The 16,411-nt window shown below is 42.3% G+C and carries 18 protein-coding genes and 1 riboswitch; of the genes, 7 read left to right on the forward strand and 11 right to left on the reverse strand.

The window, feature by feature from the left end; all coding sequences use genetic code 11:
• Window positions 1–464 precede the first annotated feature (464 nt).
• Window positions 465–920, forward strand: a complete 456-nt coding sequence (locus R7Q47_RS20130) for an RNA-binding protein (protein ID WP_017636066.1) — start codon at window positions 465–467, stop codon at window positions 918–920.
• On the opposite strand, the gene murI is transcribed toward R7Q47_RS20130, so the two are convergent.
• The 3 genes from murI to btuB are packed head-to-tail and all read right to left on the reverse strand — an operon-like array spanning window position 883 to window position 4,305.
• Window positions 883–1,686 (reverse strand): glutamate racemase, encoded by an 804-nt coding sequence (gene murI, locus R7Q47_RS20135; protein WP_005389694.1) that lies wholly within the window; start codon window positions 1,684–1,686, stop codon window positions 883–885. The two genes, R7Q47_RS20130 and murI, sit on opposite strands and share 38 nt — an antisense overlap.
• 31 nt (window positions 1,687–1,717) lie before the next feature.
• The gene (locus R7Q47_RS20140; RefSeq protein ID WP_213970089.1) at window positions 1,718–2,410 is read right to left on the reverse strand and encodes an adenine nucleotide alpha hydrolase; all 693 of its coding nucleotides are present in this window, start codon (window positions 2,408–2,410) and stop codon (window positions 1,718–1,720) included.
• A 59-nt stretch (window positions 2,411–2,469) separates the two neighbouring features.
• Entirely contained in the window at window positions 2,470–4,305 is a 1,836-nt protein-coding gene (gene btuB / locus R7Q47_RS20145) for a TonB-dependent vitamin B12 receptor (RefSeq protein ID WP_213970090.1), read from the reverse strand.
• A gap of 55 nt (window positions 4,306–4,360) precedes the next feature.
• Window positions 4,361–4,561, reverse strand: a riboswitch (cobalamin riboswitch).
• Window positions 4,562–4,745: 184 nt separating this feature from the next.
• Between btuB and trmA the strand changes: the two genes are divergently transcribed.
• Window positions 4,746–5,855 (forward strand): tRNA (uridine(54)-C5)-methyltransferase TrmA, encoded by a 1,110-nt coding sequence (gene trmA, locus R7Q47_RS20150; protein ID WP_064376997.1) that lies wholly within the window; start codon window positions 4,746–4,748, stop codon window positions 5,853–5,855.
• 192 nt (window positions 5,856–6,047) lie between these two features.
• On the opposite strand, the gene R7Q47_RS20155 is transcribed toward trmA, so the two are convergent.
• The 3 genes from R7Q47_RS20155 to R7Q47_RS20165 form a co-directional block, all read right to left on the reverse strand.
• Complete coding sequence (locus R7Q47_RS20155; protein WP_213905055.1) at window positions 6,048–7,271, reverse strand: RelA/SpoT domain-containing protein; 1,224 nt, start codon at window positions 7,269–7,271, stop codon at window positions 6,048–6,050.
• Window positions 7,268–7,735: a Panacea domain-containing protein gene (locus R7Q47_RS20160; RefSeq protein ID WP_005378671.1), complete on the reverse strand. Its 468-nt coding sequence runs from the start codon at window positions 7,733–7,735 to the stop codon at window positions 7,268–7,270. The genes R7Q47_RS20155 and R7Q47_RS20160 overlap by 4 nt, the downstream gene beginning before the upstream one ends.
• 328 nt (window positions 7,736–8,063) lie before the next feature.
• The gene (locus R7Q47_RS20165; protein WP_213905054.1) at window positions 8,064–8,735 is read right to left on the reverse strand and encodes a hypothetical protein; all 672 of its coding nucleotides are present in this window, start codon (window positions 8,733–8,735) and stop codon (window positions 8,064–8,066) included.
• Window positions 8,736–8,880: 145 nt separating this feature from the next.
• Between R7Q47_RS20165 and R7Q47_RS20170 the strand changes: the two genes are divergently transcribed.
• Together R7Q47_RS20170 and R7Q47_RS20175 are read left to right on the forward strand one after the other, a co-directional pair.
• Complete coding sequence (locus tag R7Q47_RS20170) at window positions 8,881–9,897, forward strand: hypothetical protein (RefSeq protein ID WP_250158403.1); 1,017 nt, start codon at window positions 8,881–8,883, stop codon at window positions 9,895–9,897.
• A gap of 182 nt (window positions 9,898–10,079) precedes the next feature.
• On the forward strand, window positions 10,080–10,724 hold the full coding sequence (locus R7Q47_RS20175) for an inovirus Gp2 family protein (protein WP_213905052.1): 645 nt from the start codon (window positions 10,080–10,082) through the stop codon (window positions 10,722–10,724).
• Between the two features lie 40 nt (window positions 10,725–10,764).
• On the opposite strand, the gene R7Q47_RS20180 is transcribed toward R7Q47_RS20175, so the two are convergent.
• Together R7Q47_RS20180 and R7Q47_RS20185 are read right to left on the reverse strand one after the other, a co-directional pair.
• Complete coding sequence (locus R7Q47_RS20180) at window positions 10,765–11,211, reverse strand: hypothetical protein (RefSeq protein ID WP_213905051.1); 447 nt, start codon at window positions 11,209–11,211, stop codon at window positions 10,765–10,767.
• A gap of 110 nt (window positions 11,212–11,321) precedes the next feature.
• Window positions 11,322–12,311: a GTPase family protein gene (locus R7Q47_RS20185; protein WP_140089486.1), complete on the reverse strand. Its 990-nt coding sequence runs from the start codon at window positions 12,309–12,311 to the stop codon at window positions 11,322–11,324.
• A 77-nt stretch (window positions 12,312–12,388) separates the two neighbouring features.
• Between R7Q47_RS20185 and R7Q47_RS20190 the strand changes: the two genes are divergently transcribed.
• Window positions 12,389–12,598 (forward strand): helix-turn-helix transcriptional regulator, encoded by a 210-nt coding sequence (locus tag R7Q47_RS20190; RefSeq protein ID WP_213905050.1) that lies wholly within the window; start codon window positions 12,389–12,391, stop codon window positions 12,596–12,598.
• A 58-nt stretch (window positions 12,599–12,656) separates the two neighbouring features.
• Here R7Q47_RS20190 and R7Q47_RS20195 read toward each other — a convergent pair whose 3' ends face one another.
• The 3 genes from R7Q47_RS20195 to radC are packed head-to-tail and all read right to left on the reverse strand — an operon-like array spanning window position 12,657 to window position 14,040.
• The gene (locus R7Q47_RS20195; protein WP_140279178.1) at window positions 12,657–13,088 is read right to left on the reverse strand and encodes a DUF2787 domain-containing protein; all 432 of its coding nucleotides are present in this window, start codon (window positions 13,086–13,088) and stop codon (window positions 12,657–12,659) included.
• A 38-nt stretch (window positions 13,089–13,126) separates the two neighbouring features.
• Entirely contained in the window at window positions 13,127–13,576 is a 450-nt protein-coding gene (locus R7Q47_RS20200; protein WP_213905049.1) for a DUF2787 family protein, read from the reverse strand.
• The gene (gene radC, locus R7Q47_RS20205) at window positions 13,573–14,040 is read right to left on the reverse strand and encodes a RadC family protein (protein ID WP_025575953.1); all 468 of its coding nucleotides are present in this window, start codon (window positions 14,038–14,040) and stop codon (window positions 13,573–13,575) included. Before radC ends, R7Q47_RS20200 begins: the two co-directional genes overlap by 4 nt.
• A 343-nt stretch (window positions 14,041–14,383) precedes the next feature.
• On the opposite strand from radC, the gene R7Q47_RS20210 reads away from it, so the two are divergent.
• Window positions 14,384–15,766, forward strand: a complete 1,383-nt coding sequence (locus tag R7Q47_RS20210; RefSeq protein WP_250158402.1) for a COG3014 family protein — start codon at window positions 14,384–14,386, stop codon at window positions 15,764–15,766.
• Between the two features lie 8 nt (window positions 15,767–15,774).
• Entirely contained in the window at window positions 15,775–16,377 is a 603-nt protein-coding gene (lpoB, locus tag R7Q47_RS20215) for a penicillin-binding protein activator LpoB (protein WP_005393740.1), read from the forward strand.
• The last annotated feature ends 34 nt before the right edge of the window (window positions 16,378–16,411 follow it).

Here is a 16,411-nt window from a genome sequence, read left to right on the forward strand (position 1 = left end):
GTTTCATTGAAACCTAATTTGATACCGAAGTATCTAATTGGATTATCATCAACGAGTGCCCACACAGATTGATAGGTTCTTATTTTTAAAGAGCTTTTCTAACATTTTCAGCAACTTAGTTGCTCGTCGTTAGGGGTGCGTATCTTACTTTACACCGTGAGAGAGTCAAGCATTTTTTTCAAATTCTTTTTTCTCTCTTCTCGACTCGCTGTGTGACTTTCGTCTCACTCCGTGTCGGTGGATGCGCAGTATAGGGGGTTGAGAAATTAGTACAAGCGTTTTTTGCAAATAAAAAACCAACCGGTCACAAATTATCCAAAAGTGCGATATTTGCATATTTCTTCGTCACATTTGAGACATATCACAGCAATTGGTTGGAAAAACACCAACCATATACGTAAGATTCATGTGTCTATTCTGTTAATGGACAATCGATCTCTTTATCACTATGTGTAGTAATTAAAATGACGTCTAAAAAAAATCTGATTTTATGTGTTGGGCTGGCCATCGTTGGGGGAATCATCTTCTCTCAATTCATCATCCCACCAGCCTTGAGCTTCCTCATTGGTGTTATCGCTACTGCTTTTCTTTTTTCATTTTCTAGCAAAACACCTGTTCTTCAATCTTCGGATCCTGATCCTTCAACTAAAACGCTGTATGTCGGCAACCTTCCTTATAAGGCCAATGAGAGTCATGTTCGCGATTTGTTTGCTGAATATGGACAGGTCTATGCGGTACGCTTAATGAAAGATAAGCGTACTGGAAAAAGAAGAGGGTTTGGTTTTGTCGTGATGGCTGCGGCAGATGCCAAGCCAGCTATCGCTAAACTTAATGAAAAGGAATATATGGAGAGAACGCTAAAAGTGAGAATTGCGAACGATCCTAAACATCCGGATGGTGGTAAACCTGAACAGGATTAAAACCTAGCTTCTTTAAACAAATGTTCAGTGCATCTTCCTGCCAAGGAGTTGCACTGGCATAAATCGACTTACTTCCCTCTTCTGTATCCTCAATTTCATCACTTAATAGCAATGCTTTTACTCGACGTGCAATCGCTGCGCCTGAATCAATTAAAGTAACGTCCCCACCCAAAGCTTGATGAATCTCCTCTTTGATTAAAGGGAAGTGAGTACAACCGAGCACCGCAACATCGACTTTATCGCGAAGGGGAAGCAGGATATTTGTCAGTTCGTCGAGAGAAACGCTGTTGCCCCGCAACTTCTCTTCGGCCATATCTACTAAGCGAGTTGATCCCACCAGCTCAACTGGTTTACCTTGCGCAAAGTCCCGTATTAACTCGTGAGTATATTGGCGTGTTACTGTCGCCGGAGTGGCGATCAGCCCTACTCCTTTTGATGCTAAAAGCGATGCGGGTTTAATCGCAGGGACAACACCAACAACGGGAATCGATAAATTTTCGCGTAAGGAAGGAAGCACTATGGTGCTCGCCGTGTTGCAAGCAATGACAACAATGTCGACTTGGTGTTCTTCGACTAATGAAGAGACCAGTTGGTTAACTCGTGAAATGAGTACAGCCTGATCGAGTTCACCATAAGGGTAAGCCTGATTATCGAATAAGTATAAGTAGTCTAGCTGGGGCAATAGGCGATGTATCTCTTGGAATACAGAAAGGCCACCAACACCGGAGTCAAAAACTAGGACTTTTTTCTTACTTGCTACTCGCACGAGTCTTACCTAAAGAACAGAAACGTTGCGATCATACTGCGTAGATTTGTTTTGGCAATGCTTTAGCATGGTATCTTTGATGGCTGAATCTATCTCCAGATTCTACATCTCGCTTCGTCAACTCGATATGTCCTTGAAAAGATGGCGAAGACGTGACCAATGTGTGAAATTCACCATTTTCCCCACAGGGATCAATTTGACTTGGTAATGACTCTATTAGGGCTTTGTCATACCAGCGACCACACCATTCTGGAGGGAGAACTCTTCCGTCGATGGTGATTAACATCGTTTGAATACCACGCTCTATGATTTCCATCGCTAGTTTTTCGCTGCTCTCCCCTAATAGAGGAAAGACGCATTCCCAGCCAACAGGTTCAATATAGCTGCGTCGGTAATCGGCAATGCCATTACAAAACATATCACCAAATGCGACAGCTTCTATGTTCAGACCACTACTGTGTAATGCATTAACGATGGTTGATTGATAAATGTCGTTACTCTGAAAGACTTCAGGCAGTTCGATAGTAATGAGTGGAAGCGCAAGTAAGTCTGCTTGCATTTGTACAACCTCAAGCGGAGTTGCTTGAAAAGGGACTTCTTTCCCTACGTAAGTCGTGTACAAACCGACAACTTGATAATTTGGATTCTCGTTAAGGCGCTCAAGCGTTAATGTCGAATCTTTACCGCTGGACCAACTGATCACCACTCGCTTGGGTTTCTTCATTCGATTTTCCACCACAAAATATTAAAAACCGCCCGAAGGCGGTTTGTGCTCATTCACGATTAGAATTCGTAGCCAACGTTGAGATAGTACGCTCGCTCTGCAGCAGGGTAACCTTTTGCCATCTCATACTCTTCATCAAGTAGATTATCGATACGAGCGCTAATAGAGGTCGACTCATTCGGATAGTAAGTCACCGCCGTATCAACCAACGAGTAAGAAGAAAGCGTAATATCTTGTGAAGGCCAAGTGCTGTAATCCACATCTGGACGCTTACCGACGTACTGATAGCTAACCGACCAGTCCACTTTATCGAAGCTCACTAAAGCATTCCACTTATACATTTCTTTAGCGCGACGCTGCAACTGATGCCCTTTATCGTCTTCAGCATCTTTGTAATCTGCACTCAACTGGTGCTGCACAATCCCTGTATCAAACTCAGCAACAAGCTCCACACCTTGGATATGTGTTTCACCATCGACATTCAAATATTTGTACGTGGTTGGATGGTAATCGATAAGATTCGTGATTTTATAGTCATAACCCGTGACGGACCAAAAAACGCCTTGGACATCACCGCTGAATGCTAGCTCCCAAGCATCTGACTCTTCCGGCTTCAGATCTTTCTCACCGTATGTTGGGTCATACTGTTGATATAGGTTTGGAGCCTTAAACGCAGTACCAAAAGAGGCTTTAACCCCAAACTCTGGTACAAACTGGTAACCAGCCGCTAAACTGTAAGTGAACTCACTACCGTATTCTTCGTTATCATCAAGGCGAGCACTGCCCTCGAGCATTGCTTTATCAATACTGGTGGTTGCCATACCAAACAGAGCGCCATTGATACGATCAAACGTTTTATTCGCACTCTTGTCTTTATAAGACTCGTTGCGCCAATCAATACCACCAGCCAACGTCGTATTGTTGTTTAGCAAGTAACTGTTGGTCCACTGGACATTTTGCTGCTCAAGTTCATCTTCAGTACCTGAGTGTTTGCCTTTTGCTTGCTCATAGTTCCAAGACTTCTGTTTCTGTGCCGTTACTTGTAGTTCTGACATCACATTATCAGACTGATACTTACCGCCCAGAGTGACAGAAAGATCGTCTTTTTCTGCTTCGTAGTAACCGCGACTGCCGTAGCTGCTGTCATATTGATAAACATTTTCGTAAGCACGTAGGTTACCAAATGCAGACCACTGGTCATTGAAGTTATGCACGTAACCTAGCAGACCATTCTTTGTATCAAAGCCATGGCGATCACCGTCATTAACTCCCGGTACAGGACGAACGTTATAACCATCATCACTTTCACTACCAAGCGCGATATTTAGCTGGCCGCTCTCTGTGACTTTAATACCAGATGCCACACTCAATTCTTGATAATCTAAACTACCTAAACCCGCACTTAACTTCGTTCCTTCTTCGTCAGCACGCGCAATGGTGATGATATTGATCACGCCACCAATCGCTTCTGAGCCATAAAGTGACGCACGCGCACCACGTACGTACTCAATACGTTGAACGTAAGTAAGTGGGATTTGGTTAAAGTCCACAGCGCCCTTCGCTGCTCGTGCAAAACGTACGCCATCAACCAGTACTAAAACTTGGTCGGAACTGGTTCCACGAACAAATAAAGACGCTAACTGACCACGACCACCATTTTGTGAAACTTGAATCCCCGTAAGGCGACGCAATACATCTGGTAGGGTTTTCGCTTGAATGCGATCGATGTCTTGTCGAGTAACTACTTCGACATCTGCCAACGTACGGCTTTCGGCTTGCTCAAAACGGTTTGCAGTAACAACGATGGTTTCGTCAGTGGAGGTTTCTTGGGCCTGTAGATAAGAGACAGGTGAAAGCAGCGATGCCAAAGTTATCGCCAGTGCGGATTTTCTCATTGTATTGTCCTAAATCGCGTAATTCCTTCCGAGCCCTGTCATCATGACAGTCCAGTGCTGTGGCTCAGTTGTTGGCAGGTATTCGGACTCAAGAGCACGGGTGTACCGCCTACTTGCTCGACTTCCCACATAAACTAATGCAGTGTCTGATGAGCGTTCGTTCTCTTTTACCGCTGCGCGTCAGTTCTGGATTCACACCAGATTCCCATTTCAGCCATCTAGATTGCTAGATAGCACCAACTTGAGGCAAATATTATTCAGCTATTGATTATTTGTCCAGCCAATATTGCCCTTAAAAGTTGTAACGTTTTGATTGATTTTGCTTTCTACTCTGCCTGTACGCACTATCTTTAAATCAATTCCAGTACAAAACTGGACATCCTATTGAGATTGAATAAAATCTGCGCTCTTAAATTGAATGCACCATAAAAGGTAAGATCATGGCTACTCTTGATGTAAACCCACAACGCTACCAAGAACAACTGGCTGAAAAAGTCGAACGTCTCACGGATATGTTCGCGCCATACAACATGCCAGAACTGGAAGTGTTTGAATCACCAGAGCAGCACTACCGCATGCGTGCTGAGTTCCGTGTTTGGCATGAAGGCGAAGATCTTTACTACATCATGTTCAACCAAGAAACTCGTGAGAAGTACCGTGTTGACCAATTCCCTGCAGCAAGCCGTCTGATCAACGACCTGATGCCGCTATTGGTTGAAGCGATGAAAGACAACGACTCACTACGTCGTAAACTGTTCCAAGTGGATTTCCTATCGACGCTAAGTGGTGAGATTCTGGTTTCACTCCTTTACCATCGCCAACTTGATGAAGAGTGGATTGAAAACGCGAAAGCCCTTAAACAGCGTTTAAATGATGAAGGCTTCAATCTAAACATCATTGGTCGTGCTCGTAAGATGAAGATTGTCCTAGACCGCGACTACGTGATCGAGAAGCTCGATGTAAATGGTCAAAGCTACATCTACCAACAAGTAGAGAACAGCTTCACTCAGCCGAACGGCAAAGTCGCAGAGAAGATGCTGGAATGGGCTGTCGACTGTACCCAAGAAAGCACTGGTGACCTACTAGAACTTTACTGTGGTAACGGTAACTTCTCGCTGGCGTTGGCACAGAATTTCGACCGCGTACTGGCAACTGAGCTAGCGAAGCCATCTGTGGTATCTGCACAGTACAACATCGCTGCCAATAAGATTGATAACGTACAAATCTTACGTCTATCAGCAGAGGAATTTACTCAAGCGATCGAAGGTAAGCGTGAATTCCGTCGTCTACAAGATGCAGGTGTAGATCTGAAGAGCTACAACTGCAATACGATTTTTGTCGACCCACCACGTGCTGGGATGGATGTCGATACTTGTAAGATGGTGCAAGGTTACGAGCGCATCATGTACATCTCTTGTAACCCTGAGACTCTAAAAGAGAACTTGGACATTCTATGCGAAACACACAACGTGACGCGTTTTGCTCTGTTTGACCAATTCCCTTATACCCACCATATGGAGTCTGGAGTGCTTCTAGAGCGCATAAAATAAGGACCTGAACGGCTTTTATCTTTAGCAAAAAACACCCTGGGTACGGCTTGGGGTACGGGGACAATAAAGTCTAACCCTCAAGCCATCACAGGAAGCCATATTTTACACATACCAAATTCGATGACAGATTGGGGCACGTTTTAACAAGCAGGATTAGATACAAGGGTCAATAACAACAAGAAAGGTTTGTATTTAACTTTCACCAGACAGCATTCCGTCTTCAAGCAGAGTGATGAATGAGGCACAATCGCCTAGATAGTTAGGGTAGGCTTCCGAAAGTTGGCCCATATTTTTTGTGGATATGAGAAGGGTATTGAGTCTCGAGGTTGCTCGTGAGTAGCTACGAGTGACTTTCTCAGCTGCGTTATAAACTGAAATTGCTTGGCTGTAATTTTCAAACTCTTCACTAAAGATCAATTCTCGTGAAGTTTCGTTAATAACTAGCAATACGTGCTCAATGGAACTATCACAGTAAGAATTAACCTTTTCAGATAAAATTTTAAAACTACTCAAGCGATTTAGCGCATTGATTTCGCGGTCCAAGACGACCAAACGCTTTGAAAAGTCTGCTTTATCGATATCACTTAGCTCTATAGCCCCTTCAGCATCAGCAATGTATTGGCTCATTATCGAAAGCAATTCTTCCCATTGAACCTGTAAACTGCTCTTGCCTTCATTTGAACTGTGAGAGTGAGTCTTAATCTTGGTACCTTCTAGGATGTCGACAATTTCCACTGTAGTAGCCCAAAGATGTTGAAGTCGAGTACGTAGCTGAGCCTCAATGTTAAAACTTTTACCACTAGCATGGTCATAGCGATAAATCACATGCAAGCTTCGGTAACCACAATCATTAGGTTTAGGACTAGTAATATAGTCATCAATATCTTTAATTCTAACTCGGCCTACCTTCTCAACTGTAAGTTGCAGTTGAGATTTCACCTTCTCCAATGAAATTAAATCCGGAAAAATCGCCCTGCAGCCGCCAATATCATTCATATTGGTTACACAAGTAGCATTTGCCGTTTCACCATCAAGAGATTTACGCTGCAACTTATCTACGATTGTTTCTAAGCGCTTTAACCGTGTAACTGGTTTAACATCTATACCCAGCTCACGGCAACAGCGACCAACAAGATATGCGATAGTGTTTAATGGCTTTTCGTGTGCGGCTCGAAACTGTTGGATTGTAGCAGTAGCTGACTTGAGGTCGCCCTCTCTCTTGCGAAGCCGTCTTCCAGCTTTCTTTACTCCATTATTTGAGTACGAGAAGTCTTCAGCAGCACTTTCATTTACCGTTCTTTCTATAAAATCTTGAAAGTCCAGTTCGTAGTCGTCTTGGAAGGTTTTTGAAGCTTGTTCAGCTGTGGGGGTGTCGTCAATGTAAAAACTGACGACACTATTTTCTTTGTTACTCACAGGCTAGCTGTTCGTCCGGATTGTTTGATTTGAGTGTAATGGGCTTGAATCAAATGGTCCGGAATCACTTTTTGGTGTGTGCCATCCCATACCTGATGCCATGGACTTCCTTCGCGGTGAGTTAAATCTACAAGTTGAGGCCCCGTCAAATGGCCCAGCTTAGAGACTACATCTTTAACAATAGACTCACTTTCTTGGTCTAGTGCTACATCACATTGTTCAGTGATCACACTACTACCGTAGGATTTAAAGCGAAAGTAAACAGATGGCACCACTGGACCAAACTTCCAAGCAAATACATCATCTACGACGAGAGGACGCTGGAAGTGTGCCAATGATAAACCATGACAAACATAGGTAAGTTTTTGTAGCTGCAAATTGGAGAAGCATTTACCTTGCTCTTTCGCATGCTTGAGCAAGCTCCATGCAACGTCTACAGCACTGTATGTGTGATATGCTTTCATTTTTTATTCCAATTTCGTCCAAATAGTTTACATAATCCGGTTGATATAACGCAAAAAGTGTAAACCATCGCTGTATTTAAAGACAGTGATTTTATTCACTGTTAGATGCTAGTTCGCAAAAATAAGCAACATGTTCATGTGAATAGTCAGCGCTGACAGCGCGTTATATGCTCACATGCAGTAAGCAGACAATTTCCTTACATTAAGCACACCAAGTGTGTATTTTCCCCCAAGCTGATCACTCAATAACCCGATCTCCTTCATGTTAATACTCACACCAAGCGCCTAGCCACCAGCTCTACTAGTGGTATTTATAGTGTAAAGATGCTTAGTCTTGGTCACTGTCCTTTGGCTGCATGTGAATAATTGAACGACCTTTTCTTTCTAGAGTCAGTTGTAACGGTTCATCTGCATGATGGTTAGTAGAAACATTGTCGCTTTGAGAGGGCTTGTGAAGGTTCTCTTTTTTAAGAGTCGCAATTTTTGACTCCAACTCTAAAATTTTTTTTCGAGCAGAGCCTAACTCCTTTTCTAACGTGGTATTGGCTGTAGCTTCTAGTGATAGAATTCTATCAGTTTCTTGTAACTTTCGAACTTCGAGCATTGATGTTAATGAACCATTTACAAGCTCTTCAAGAACCTTCTGCTGAGTCTGCCCCCTCTTTGTGGCTAAAGCTTGAAGATTTTGACCAAATTCTATAGTGAGTTCAAAATTATACTGTTTTTTCCCCTTCCGCTTTTGCTTTTCTCTTCTCGACCTTTTCACCCAAGCTCCATGCATAAGTAACCAGATCTCTCTACCATCAGCTGAATTTTTACAATCTATAAAAAAATTTTGAAGTCGTTTTTTAGGTGATACTGATAACTGAAACAGCCCAAAGTAATGCTTTTCGACAATTGGATTAGTTTTGGCTTTTGCTAGATACGTATTTAACCATTTCACATGAGATTCATTGTTGAAGCTAAAACCTTCTAATGGACGTATTTTTTTCTCACTCATATCACTCTAGCTTCCAGCGTTTTCAATATAGTTGGCATCCTTCATACTATACCTATGTCTTTAGACGTAGTCCAAAGACATAGGAAGAAAAAACCATGTAATATACATACTAAAACGCCTTATAAATAAATCTAAATGTGATTTTATGATTGTAAACTGGACTTTCCAAGAGAATGACAAACTAAACGCTGAAGCTAGAATGCTACTGCTGCTTATGTATTTGGATGCCGAATCGGACAATTTTTACAGAAAACCTGTTCTATATATGGCCCAAAAATACCAAGCCTCAGAACGCCTTATAAGGCGCTGTCTACGCTTATTGATAGAGGCAAAAGTTATTCTCTTGATACCTGAGAAAGAAGCACCTAGAAAACGAGGAAGACCAGTCACACGCTATCAACTTACAGGCATTGATTTTGATGAGTTGAATAGTCAGTTTGAACAACGCCCCATCTATATGAGGAGGTGGATGAATCATCTTTGGTATAGTAATCAGCATGCTAAAGAGTTGACGCTGTCAAATCGCTTAATGCTTACCCATCTTTTAAGTGAGGCTACGGAATCTGGGATTGTTGATAGTATAAGCCTTAGAGATTTATGCAGATTTATGGGATGTACTGAACGTAAAGCTCAAGCAATGCTCAGCAAGCTTAGAAGACTTGGTTATATCAGGGGATATATCAAAGGTCTCAGCCACTCTGTTCTAAAGAAAAGGAAGTCAATAATTTTTCTGAACTTATCCATGTACGATCACAAAAGCTACTACAGCTTTATCGCCCATTTAAAATCGTCTGGTGCGCTGAATCCCGTTTACAACCTCACAATACCTTTATTATTTCAAAAAGTTGCTGACGTAAAATGCAATAAAGAGTTTGCAGAACACATAGATTACTTTATTGAAAGTGAAATCATTAAGTTCATCAATGTCGAAGGAAAGGTTTGTACAGACATTGAGTGGTATGAGCGTGTTATACGTGAACATTTTGCCTGGGCAACACTTAAGCTTGAGAAAGAGAAAGTCAATAAGTTAATCGAATTTCTTGCTTATCGTGCATTGGACCTAGCACGTACAATCAAAGCCCTTGATGTTGTTGATGGAAAGCAATTTGCGATTGGTATCAATGAGAAAAATCAGAGACTCCTTCTCAAACGGGGGGCCTAACTTTTTATCAGAGTAACTTTTGCAAGTTTTGAAGCTACAGGACGCCTTGTCGAGCAAAGATACGTGGCTGGAGGAAGGGAGTGAAAAACTGTCGGTAATAATAGTATTTATATGAATCTTATCTAATTAATTACAACAACCTATCTACCTATTGAGAACACTAACCAATAGGAATGATAGAAATGAACAATTATCTTGAACATGCAGAAATACTCACCATCGATGATATGGACTTACCGGTATACTCCAAGAAAGGACCTCTAATACCTTCCTGCCTTTTAGCTATTAAAAGCACTTTTGATAGGGCTCTAGAGCAATACTCTCGAACGTTGCTACTTCGTATCGATTTAAGATACCCCAAAAGTTTTTCAAGCGAGAAAGTATCAAGTAAGCAAATCACAAAATTTCAAGAGTCCTTCAAAGCGATGATGTGTGCTTACCTAAAACGTAAGACGCACAACCGCCACTCTAAGCCACGATTTATTTGGTGCAAAGAGGCCGTCACTTCAGAGAACCCTCACTATCACGTTGCCGTATTGCTAAATGGTGATGTTTTTCAAGGAATGGGACCTTACGATGATGTTACGGGAGAATACGTTTCTGGAATGATTGCTAAGGCTTGGGCAAGTGCAACAGGTCTTTCGGTTGAACAGGCAAATCGTGCAATTTATTTCGCTAAGAGCAGCACGTGTGAAATCAATAAGAGGGGCGATAAAGAGCTCTATGAGAATCAATACAATCAAGCCTTTTACCGTGTTAGTTACTTTGCTAAAAAAGAAAGCAAACTATCTGGGAACGGAAGAAGCTTCGGTTACAGTCGCTATTGAGTTTACAAAAAAAGAAAGGCCCCTGTGGCCTTTCTGTCACCTAATCCGTCGTATAGCGGAACTCCCCTTCACTGGAGAAGACCGTTATCTCTAAGACTCGACAGCGCGTTGTGGTGACGTATCCGGTTGAATCACCGTACTTCAAGTCCACTTCAGGATAACGGTGCCATATAACACCATTCGCTTTGCTATCGCTAGATGGCTTTTTGTAATCGGGATTACTCAGATTATTGAGTAAATCATCGGATTGACTGTATTTACTCTTGTTTACCGTCACCTTGGGCATCTCTGGCCAAGCGACCTCACAATTACCTCGGTTTACTTCAATACCGAAGATGGTAGAGAAGTCAAAAAGGGCCGTTACAAATATTTTCGTTTTCATACCCCATTGAGTATTGATGTCTTTATATTCCACTTTGTAGCCTTCAGCAGACGCATTAAAGGCCAATAGCACTGACAGTGCTGTTGTAAGCACAATTGGTTTCATGAGAAGTATCCTTTGAACAGTTATTCAATGAGTTGATATTAAAAGGTAGTTGCGACAACTTATGTCGAAGAGAGGTTGGCTTTGAGATATGTAACCGTAGCGGCGCTTATCTACCAGCCAAAGAGATAGCGTAAACCGCCTAAGCATGCCCCTAGCGCACCGCCTATAATTTTGCCCAGGTGCTTGCCTGTCGTGCCAAACACACTTCCTATTTCTTCGCCGTATTGCGCACCTTGAGTCGTCGTGTCGAAGATTGCCTCCCACAAACTAAGGCTGGTTTTTTTGTTGTAATCACTGGCATCGTTGTCTTTCCAATTCTCATGTCGAGGGGAAAGCGTGCGATTCGCCAGTAAGAGCCGTTTATTTTTTGGTAAACGTTCAACAATCAAATACAGCAACTTGGAAAGGTTATAGGGCCGTTGCTTGGCCAATCCATCACAGTGCCCCGCAACGTAGTAGACGGGCTTTAGATACACCCCTGTTGCGCGTAATACGCGTCGATGAACCGATCGCACCATGGTTTCAAGATAAGTTTTCGACACAGGTGTCGGTGTATTGTTTTCGTAGTCCCAGGATTGATTTCCTTTTAACGCATTATCGGCTTGATTAATGGCGATAATTAAACGGTGCTGTGCGTCTTCGCCTAATGCTGGAATAAGCACATCATTAATCAAGGTGATAGGTGTGCCTAAATCGCGTGAGCCACCATCAAGAATCACAAGTACCAGGTCAATCACGAAACGGTTCTGCTCATCTCTCGCTCTCAGCGTATTTTTCAATAAGCGAGCATGGCGCTTGTCTTCTTCGATGCCATCCCCCAGACCAGGACTATCCCAAAGAATGAGGTTGTTCAGACGATATTGCGTAACACCCTGCGTGTGCGGCTCACAACTGATGCCCACCTCTGCAACACTCATGTCAAAGAGAGCGTTAATCGTTGAGCTTTTTCCTGCTCCGGTGGCTCCTGTAATGAGAATGTTGAGCTCGGTGGCTCTCATTTGTTTGAGGTTATCGAGTAACTTGGTGCGAGTACGTTCATTGAGGGATGCCTGGCGTATCTCGCTTTCAAGCGTAGTGAAAAGATCGTGCTGTTCGGACATAGGCGCTCCTTAGTTAGCGTCCGGAAAAATTACAACTAGCTACCTCCTTATGACGAACAAATCATGAGGACAGAAAAATGAGACTAATTCGACTAAAAGAAGTGCTGGATAATACAGGTTTGAGCCGTGCGTACATGTACAAGCTCATGGCTGAGGGTAAGTTCCCTAAATCGGTATCACTGGGCTTTCGCAGCGTGGCTTGGGTAGAAAGCGAGGTCCAAGACTGGATATTAGAAAGAGTGACAGAGCGAGATGAACAGTTGGGATTACCACAACCAGGAGTTTGATTGATTCTTTGGTGGAGATATAAAGCAGCAGGTTAAAGCTTAGCTAGATTGATAAAAGTTAATGAGAAATCTGAATGTCGTCGTAACACTCCCATTCGACGTACTGAAGAAAGTTTTGCTCCCACATTTGATACAGCTCATCGATGCCTGGAGAGCGAATGCTTTGCCATCCAGTGGCGACGGTAAAAGCGACTTGATTGCCAAAATCAAAATCAATGCATCGCTCTAGCTCCGGATAATAGTTCCCCATATACGCAAAATCGGTAATGTAGAGAATATCAACCGTTTTACCATTCACAATGTTGAGGCCAATCTCAACCGGATGATATCCCCCCTCTTCCGCGCTATAGCTTTTGTCTCGAAAATGGATAGAGAGGGCATGGCTGGTGGACTGTGTTGATTTCATCGAGGCATGACAATGTTGGTTTAATAACGTCAAAAGCTTATTAGAAACAGCAAGAGCTGACGGCGTAAAATGCAGTATAGACATGGTTAGATCTCCTAAAAGTGACCGAGGTTAGAATGTGATCATGAATGGTGTTCATCGAAGGTTTGGATCATCGATAACTGAATATCATCAAAGAGGGACTGAGTAAGGTGTCGAGAGAGCACATTCAGCCAAGTATCTAACAGCGCTTTCACTTGTGGGTGTGCGAGACTTGCAGTACCGCTATCTGGTTGATAACACCAAAGATTGAAGAGATGAAAGTAGAGTTCAGGCTCCATCTCACTCGGTTTATTTTCCGAATAAGAAAAACTCGCTAAACAGACGACCTGCCAATCTTCACTGGCCGATGTCCGACGAAATTGAATTTCAATGGGATGAAGCCCCTGCCCCGTCTGGTAATAGCGTCTTTGTCGACAGTTCAGGACCATACGTTGAGCTTGTGGAGGAATCGAATAACGTTGGATTACCAAAAGCAATGCTCGACGAAAGCCATCCAACAGTTCCAGTTCACCCGATGTTTTCTGGATCATAGTAGCCCCCTTTCTGCAAAAGAGATGGCGCTATCGCCAACCACGATATGATCAAGAACTCGAATGTCCACCAGCGCTAAAGCCTCTTTGAGCCTTTGCGTAATTTGTTTATCGGCTTGGGAAGGTGTGGCATCGCCAGAAGGGTGATTGTGAGCAAAGATGAGTGCGGCGGCATTGACTTTTAAAGCTGCTTTGAGGACTTCTCGGGGATAAACACTTGCCGAATCAATTGTGCCAAAGAAGAGCTCTTCAAAAGCAATAAGGCGATGCTGATTATCTAGAAACATCACCGCAAACACCTCTCTTTCATGGTGTTTTAATTTGCAAGATAAATAGGTTTTTGTTGCTTCGGGATTGCAATATTGTTCGCCTCGGAGGGCCCGTGTAGCAAGGATTTCAGCGGCAGCGTCGAGCACCTTATCTGCTGTAACAGGACCATCAAAATAGTAGTTGTTTTCGTGCATAAAAAGCTCCTAAAAATGAAACCGTTGGGATATACACGAAGATAATATCTATCTGAAATTCCTTTCATTACTACTACACATAATGAAATGGTCCAATTGAGATAAGAAGAGCTTCCCTACTGATAACAATCGATATTCGCTTACGTTTAGTAGATACACTCAACTTTCAAAGACAAGAGACGCATGTGAGCCTAATGACATAAATCAAATAAATAGCATTCAATAATCGGATAATACTAAAAGTGTTAATTAACCACACATTAAGAGCTTGATTGCAGTGCTATTTGTGATTATAAGGTGATTCTAGTTCAAAAAATCAATCATTTAGATAACAATAAAATCAATGAATATAAAACTAATTAGCAGTGCGATCAGTGTGGTTATGTTGTCAGGCTGTACAAGTATGATGCAGAGAAACGACTTCGATAGCTTCAATTCAAAACTTGATTCTGGTGACTTTTCAGGAGCATCTCAAGTAGCCTTAGAACATGCTGGCTACGATAACGATTCAGGTGAAACAAGCGACCTACTATGGACATTGCAAGCTGGTGCAAGCTTGAACTATGCAGGTGAATACGAATTATCCACCAAGCTGCTTGATGAAACAGAAACAATGATGAAAGAAGAAGATACGGAAAGTACTGCTTCTGAGGGAGTTGAGCTTATTGGTTCAATGGTTGGAAATGACGCCATGTTGGCTTACGAACAAGCGCATTACGACGGCATTATGACAAATACCATTAAAGCATGGAATTTTATATCACTTCATGACTATCAAAATGCTCGCGTTGAACTTAATAGAGCAGAAGAGCGACAGCGTAGAGCAGCTCAACATTTTGCAGATATCATTAAGGAGCGAAGTGAAGAACTAGAGTCTGAAGCTGGTGAGTCAAGCGCTTTGGTAAAGCAGACCATAGAATCGGATTTGACACAAAACACACTAAAAAAAGCAGGTATTGAGCAAGGTCAATGGAAACCTTATGAAGGCTACGTAAACCCTTTTACTACATACTCTTACGGTCTTCATTTACTCATCACAGGTAAATCTAAGTCAGACTTTGAAAAAGCTGCTAACTCTTTCAAGCGTGTACATTCTCTTACTGGTTCACCTGCTGCCAAAGCGGACTATCAATTGGCACGTAGTATGGTTAAAAATCCAAGCCAATCTAAGCTAAAAAATCAAGTTTGGGTGATTTTTGAAAATGGCAAATCGCCAGTGAAAGAAGAGCGTCGAATTGATCTGCCAATTTTCTTACTGTCTAACAATGTATCTTATGCTGGTATCGCAATTCCTACCTTGAAAAAACGCGGTACAACATTTGACAGCATTACAATTAATGGTTCAAAGACCAGCACTATTGCAGATATGGACAAGATAATTAGTGCCGAATTCGATCAGGAGTTTCCATATATTTTAGCTCGTGAAATCACCCGAGTAACATTAAAAACCATCGCTCAAAAACAAGTTAAAGATGAAAACGCTTTACTTGGTGATGCATTAGCCATTTTACAAATGGTGACTACTGGTGCTGATATTCGAACTTTCTCAGCCCTACCGAGTGAATATCAAGCAACCCGAATCAAAGCCAAACACAATAAAGTTGAAATAAAGGCAGGATCTTTCACTATTCCAGTTGAGCTTAGTACAGAATCCAACAAACACATCATCTACGTGAAAGCGGTCTCTCCATTAATAGAACCATCCGTAAAAGTCGTAAATATTTAAGGATAAACATGAAAAAATTGACAATTGCAGCTGTTGTAGCTGCGATGAGCTTGGTTGGTTGTAAAACAACCACATCTTATATTGATGCTGCTGATACAACGACAAATGTGGTAGCAGCCCTCTCTTACGCTGATTTCTCGAAAGCAGCAAATGAAATGGCCGATGACATTATTTCTAATAAATTGATGACTCACCCTCAAGCAGATGTTGGTGGTCGATACATTATTTATGTAAGTGGCATTGAGAATGACACTATGCAGCGCTTAGACACTGATCAGCTAACCAAATCTTTAAGAGTTAAGTTACTTCAATCAGGCAAGTTCTTAGTAACAACTGCATTCGGTGAGGACGATGCCACAAAAAAAATGCGTGATTTAAAAAATTCCAAAATGGTCAAACAGGCAAGTGTCAAAGGAGATAACCAAGTACTAGCCCCAGACTTTAGCCTATCAGGCAAAATCCTTCAGCGAGACTCAACTCTAGATAACGGAGATACACGAATTGAGTACTATTTCCAAATGTCACTAACCAATATAGAAAATGGTTTAGCGTATTGGGAAGGAGAGCGAGTAGTCGGCAAGGTAGCGGATGGCTCAAGTGTGAGCTGGTAGGTAGCGTCAAATGATGGGCAGTGAAAGCTGCCCA

Source organism: Vibrio sp. Vb0349 (assembly GCF_033338975.1).

Bases quoted from the DNA above. Each gene is read 5' to 3' on its own strand.
- R7Q47_RS20160 (WP_005378671.1), bottom strand. From the start codon at position 7,735: ATGAAAGCATATCACACATACAGTGCTGTAGACGTTGCATGGAGCTTG.
- R7Q47_RS20190 (WP_213905050.1), top strand. From the start codon at position 12,389: ATGAGACTAATTCGACTAAAAGAAGTGCTGGATAATACAGGTTTGAGC.
- btuB (WP_213970090.1), bottom strand. From the start codon at position 4,305: ATGAGAAAATCCGCACTGGCGATAACTTTGGCATCGCTGCTTTCACCT.
- R7Q47_RS20200 (WP_213905049.1), bottom strand. From the start codon at position 13,576: ATGATCCAGAAAACATCGGGTGAACTGGAACTGTTGGATGGCTTTCGT.
- R7Q47_RS20195 (WP_140279178.1), bottom strand. From the start codon at position 13,088: ATGTCTATACTGCATTTTACGCCGTCAGCTCTTGCTGTTTCTAATAAG.
- R7Q47_RS20185 (WP_140089486.1), bottom strand. From the start codon at position 12,311: ATGTCCGAACAGCACGATCTTTTCACTACGCTTGAAAGCGAGATACGC.
- R7Q47_RS20170 (WP_250158403.1), top strand. From the start codon at position 8,881: ATGATTGTAAACTGGACTTTCCAAGAGAATGACAAACTAAACGCTGAA.
- radC (WP_025575953.1), bottom strand. From the start codon at position 14,040: ATGCACGAAAACAACTACTATTTTGATGGTCCTGTTACAGCAGATAAG.
- trmA (WP_064376997.1), top strand. From the start codon at position 4,746: ATGGCTACTCTTGATGTAAACCCACAACGCTACCAAGAACAACTGGCT.
- lpoB (WP_005393740.1), top strand. From the start codon at position 15,775: ATGAAAAAATTGACAATTGCAGCTGTTGTAGCTGCGATGAGCTTGGTT.
- R7Q47_RS20165 (WP_213905054.1), bottom strand. From the start codon at position 8,735: ATGAGTGAGAAAAAAATACGTCCATTAGAAGGTTTTAGCTTCAACAAT.
- R7Q47_RS20180 (WP_213905051.1), bottom strand. From the start codon at position 11,211: ATGAAACCAATTGTGCTTACAACAGCACTGTCAGTGCTATTGGCCTTT.
- R7Q47_RS20175 (WP_213905052.1), top strand. From the start codon at position 10,080: ATGAACAATTATCTTGAACATGCAGAAATACTCACCATCGATGATATG.
- R7Q47_RS20130 (WP_017636066.1), top strand. From the start codon at position 465: ATGACGTCTAAAAAAAATCTGATTTTATGTGTTGGGCTGGCCATCGTT.
- R7Q47_RS20210 (WP_250158402.1), top strand. From the start codon at position 14,384: ATGAATATAAAACTAATTAGCAGTGCGATCAGTGTGGTTATGTTGTCA.
- R7Q47_RS20140 (WP_213970089.1), bottom strand. From the start codon at position 2,410: ATGAAGAAACCCAAGCGAGTGGTGATCAGTTGGTCCAGCGGTAAAGAT.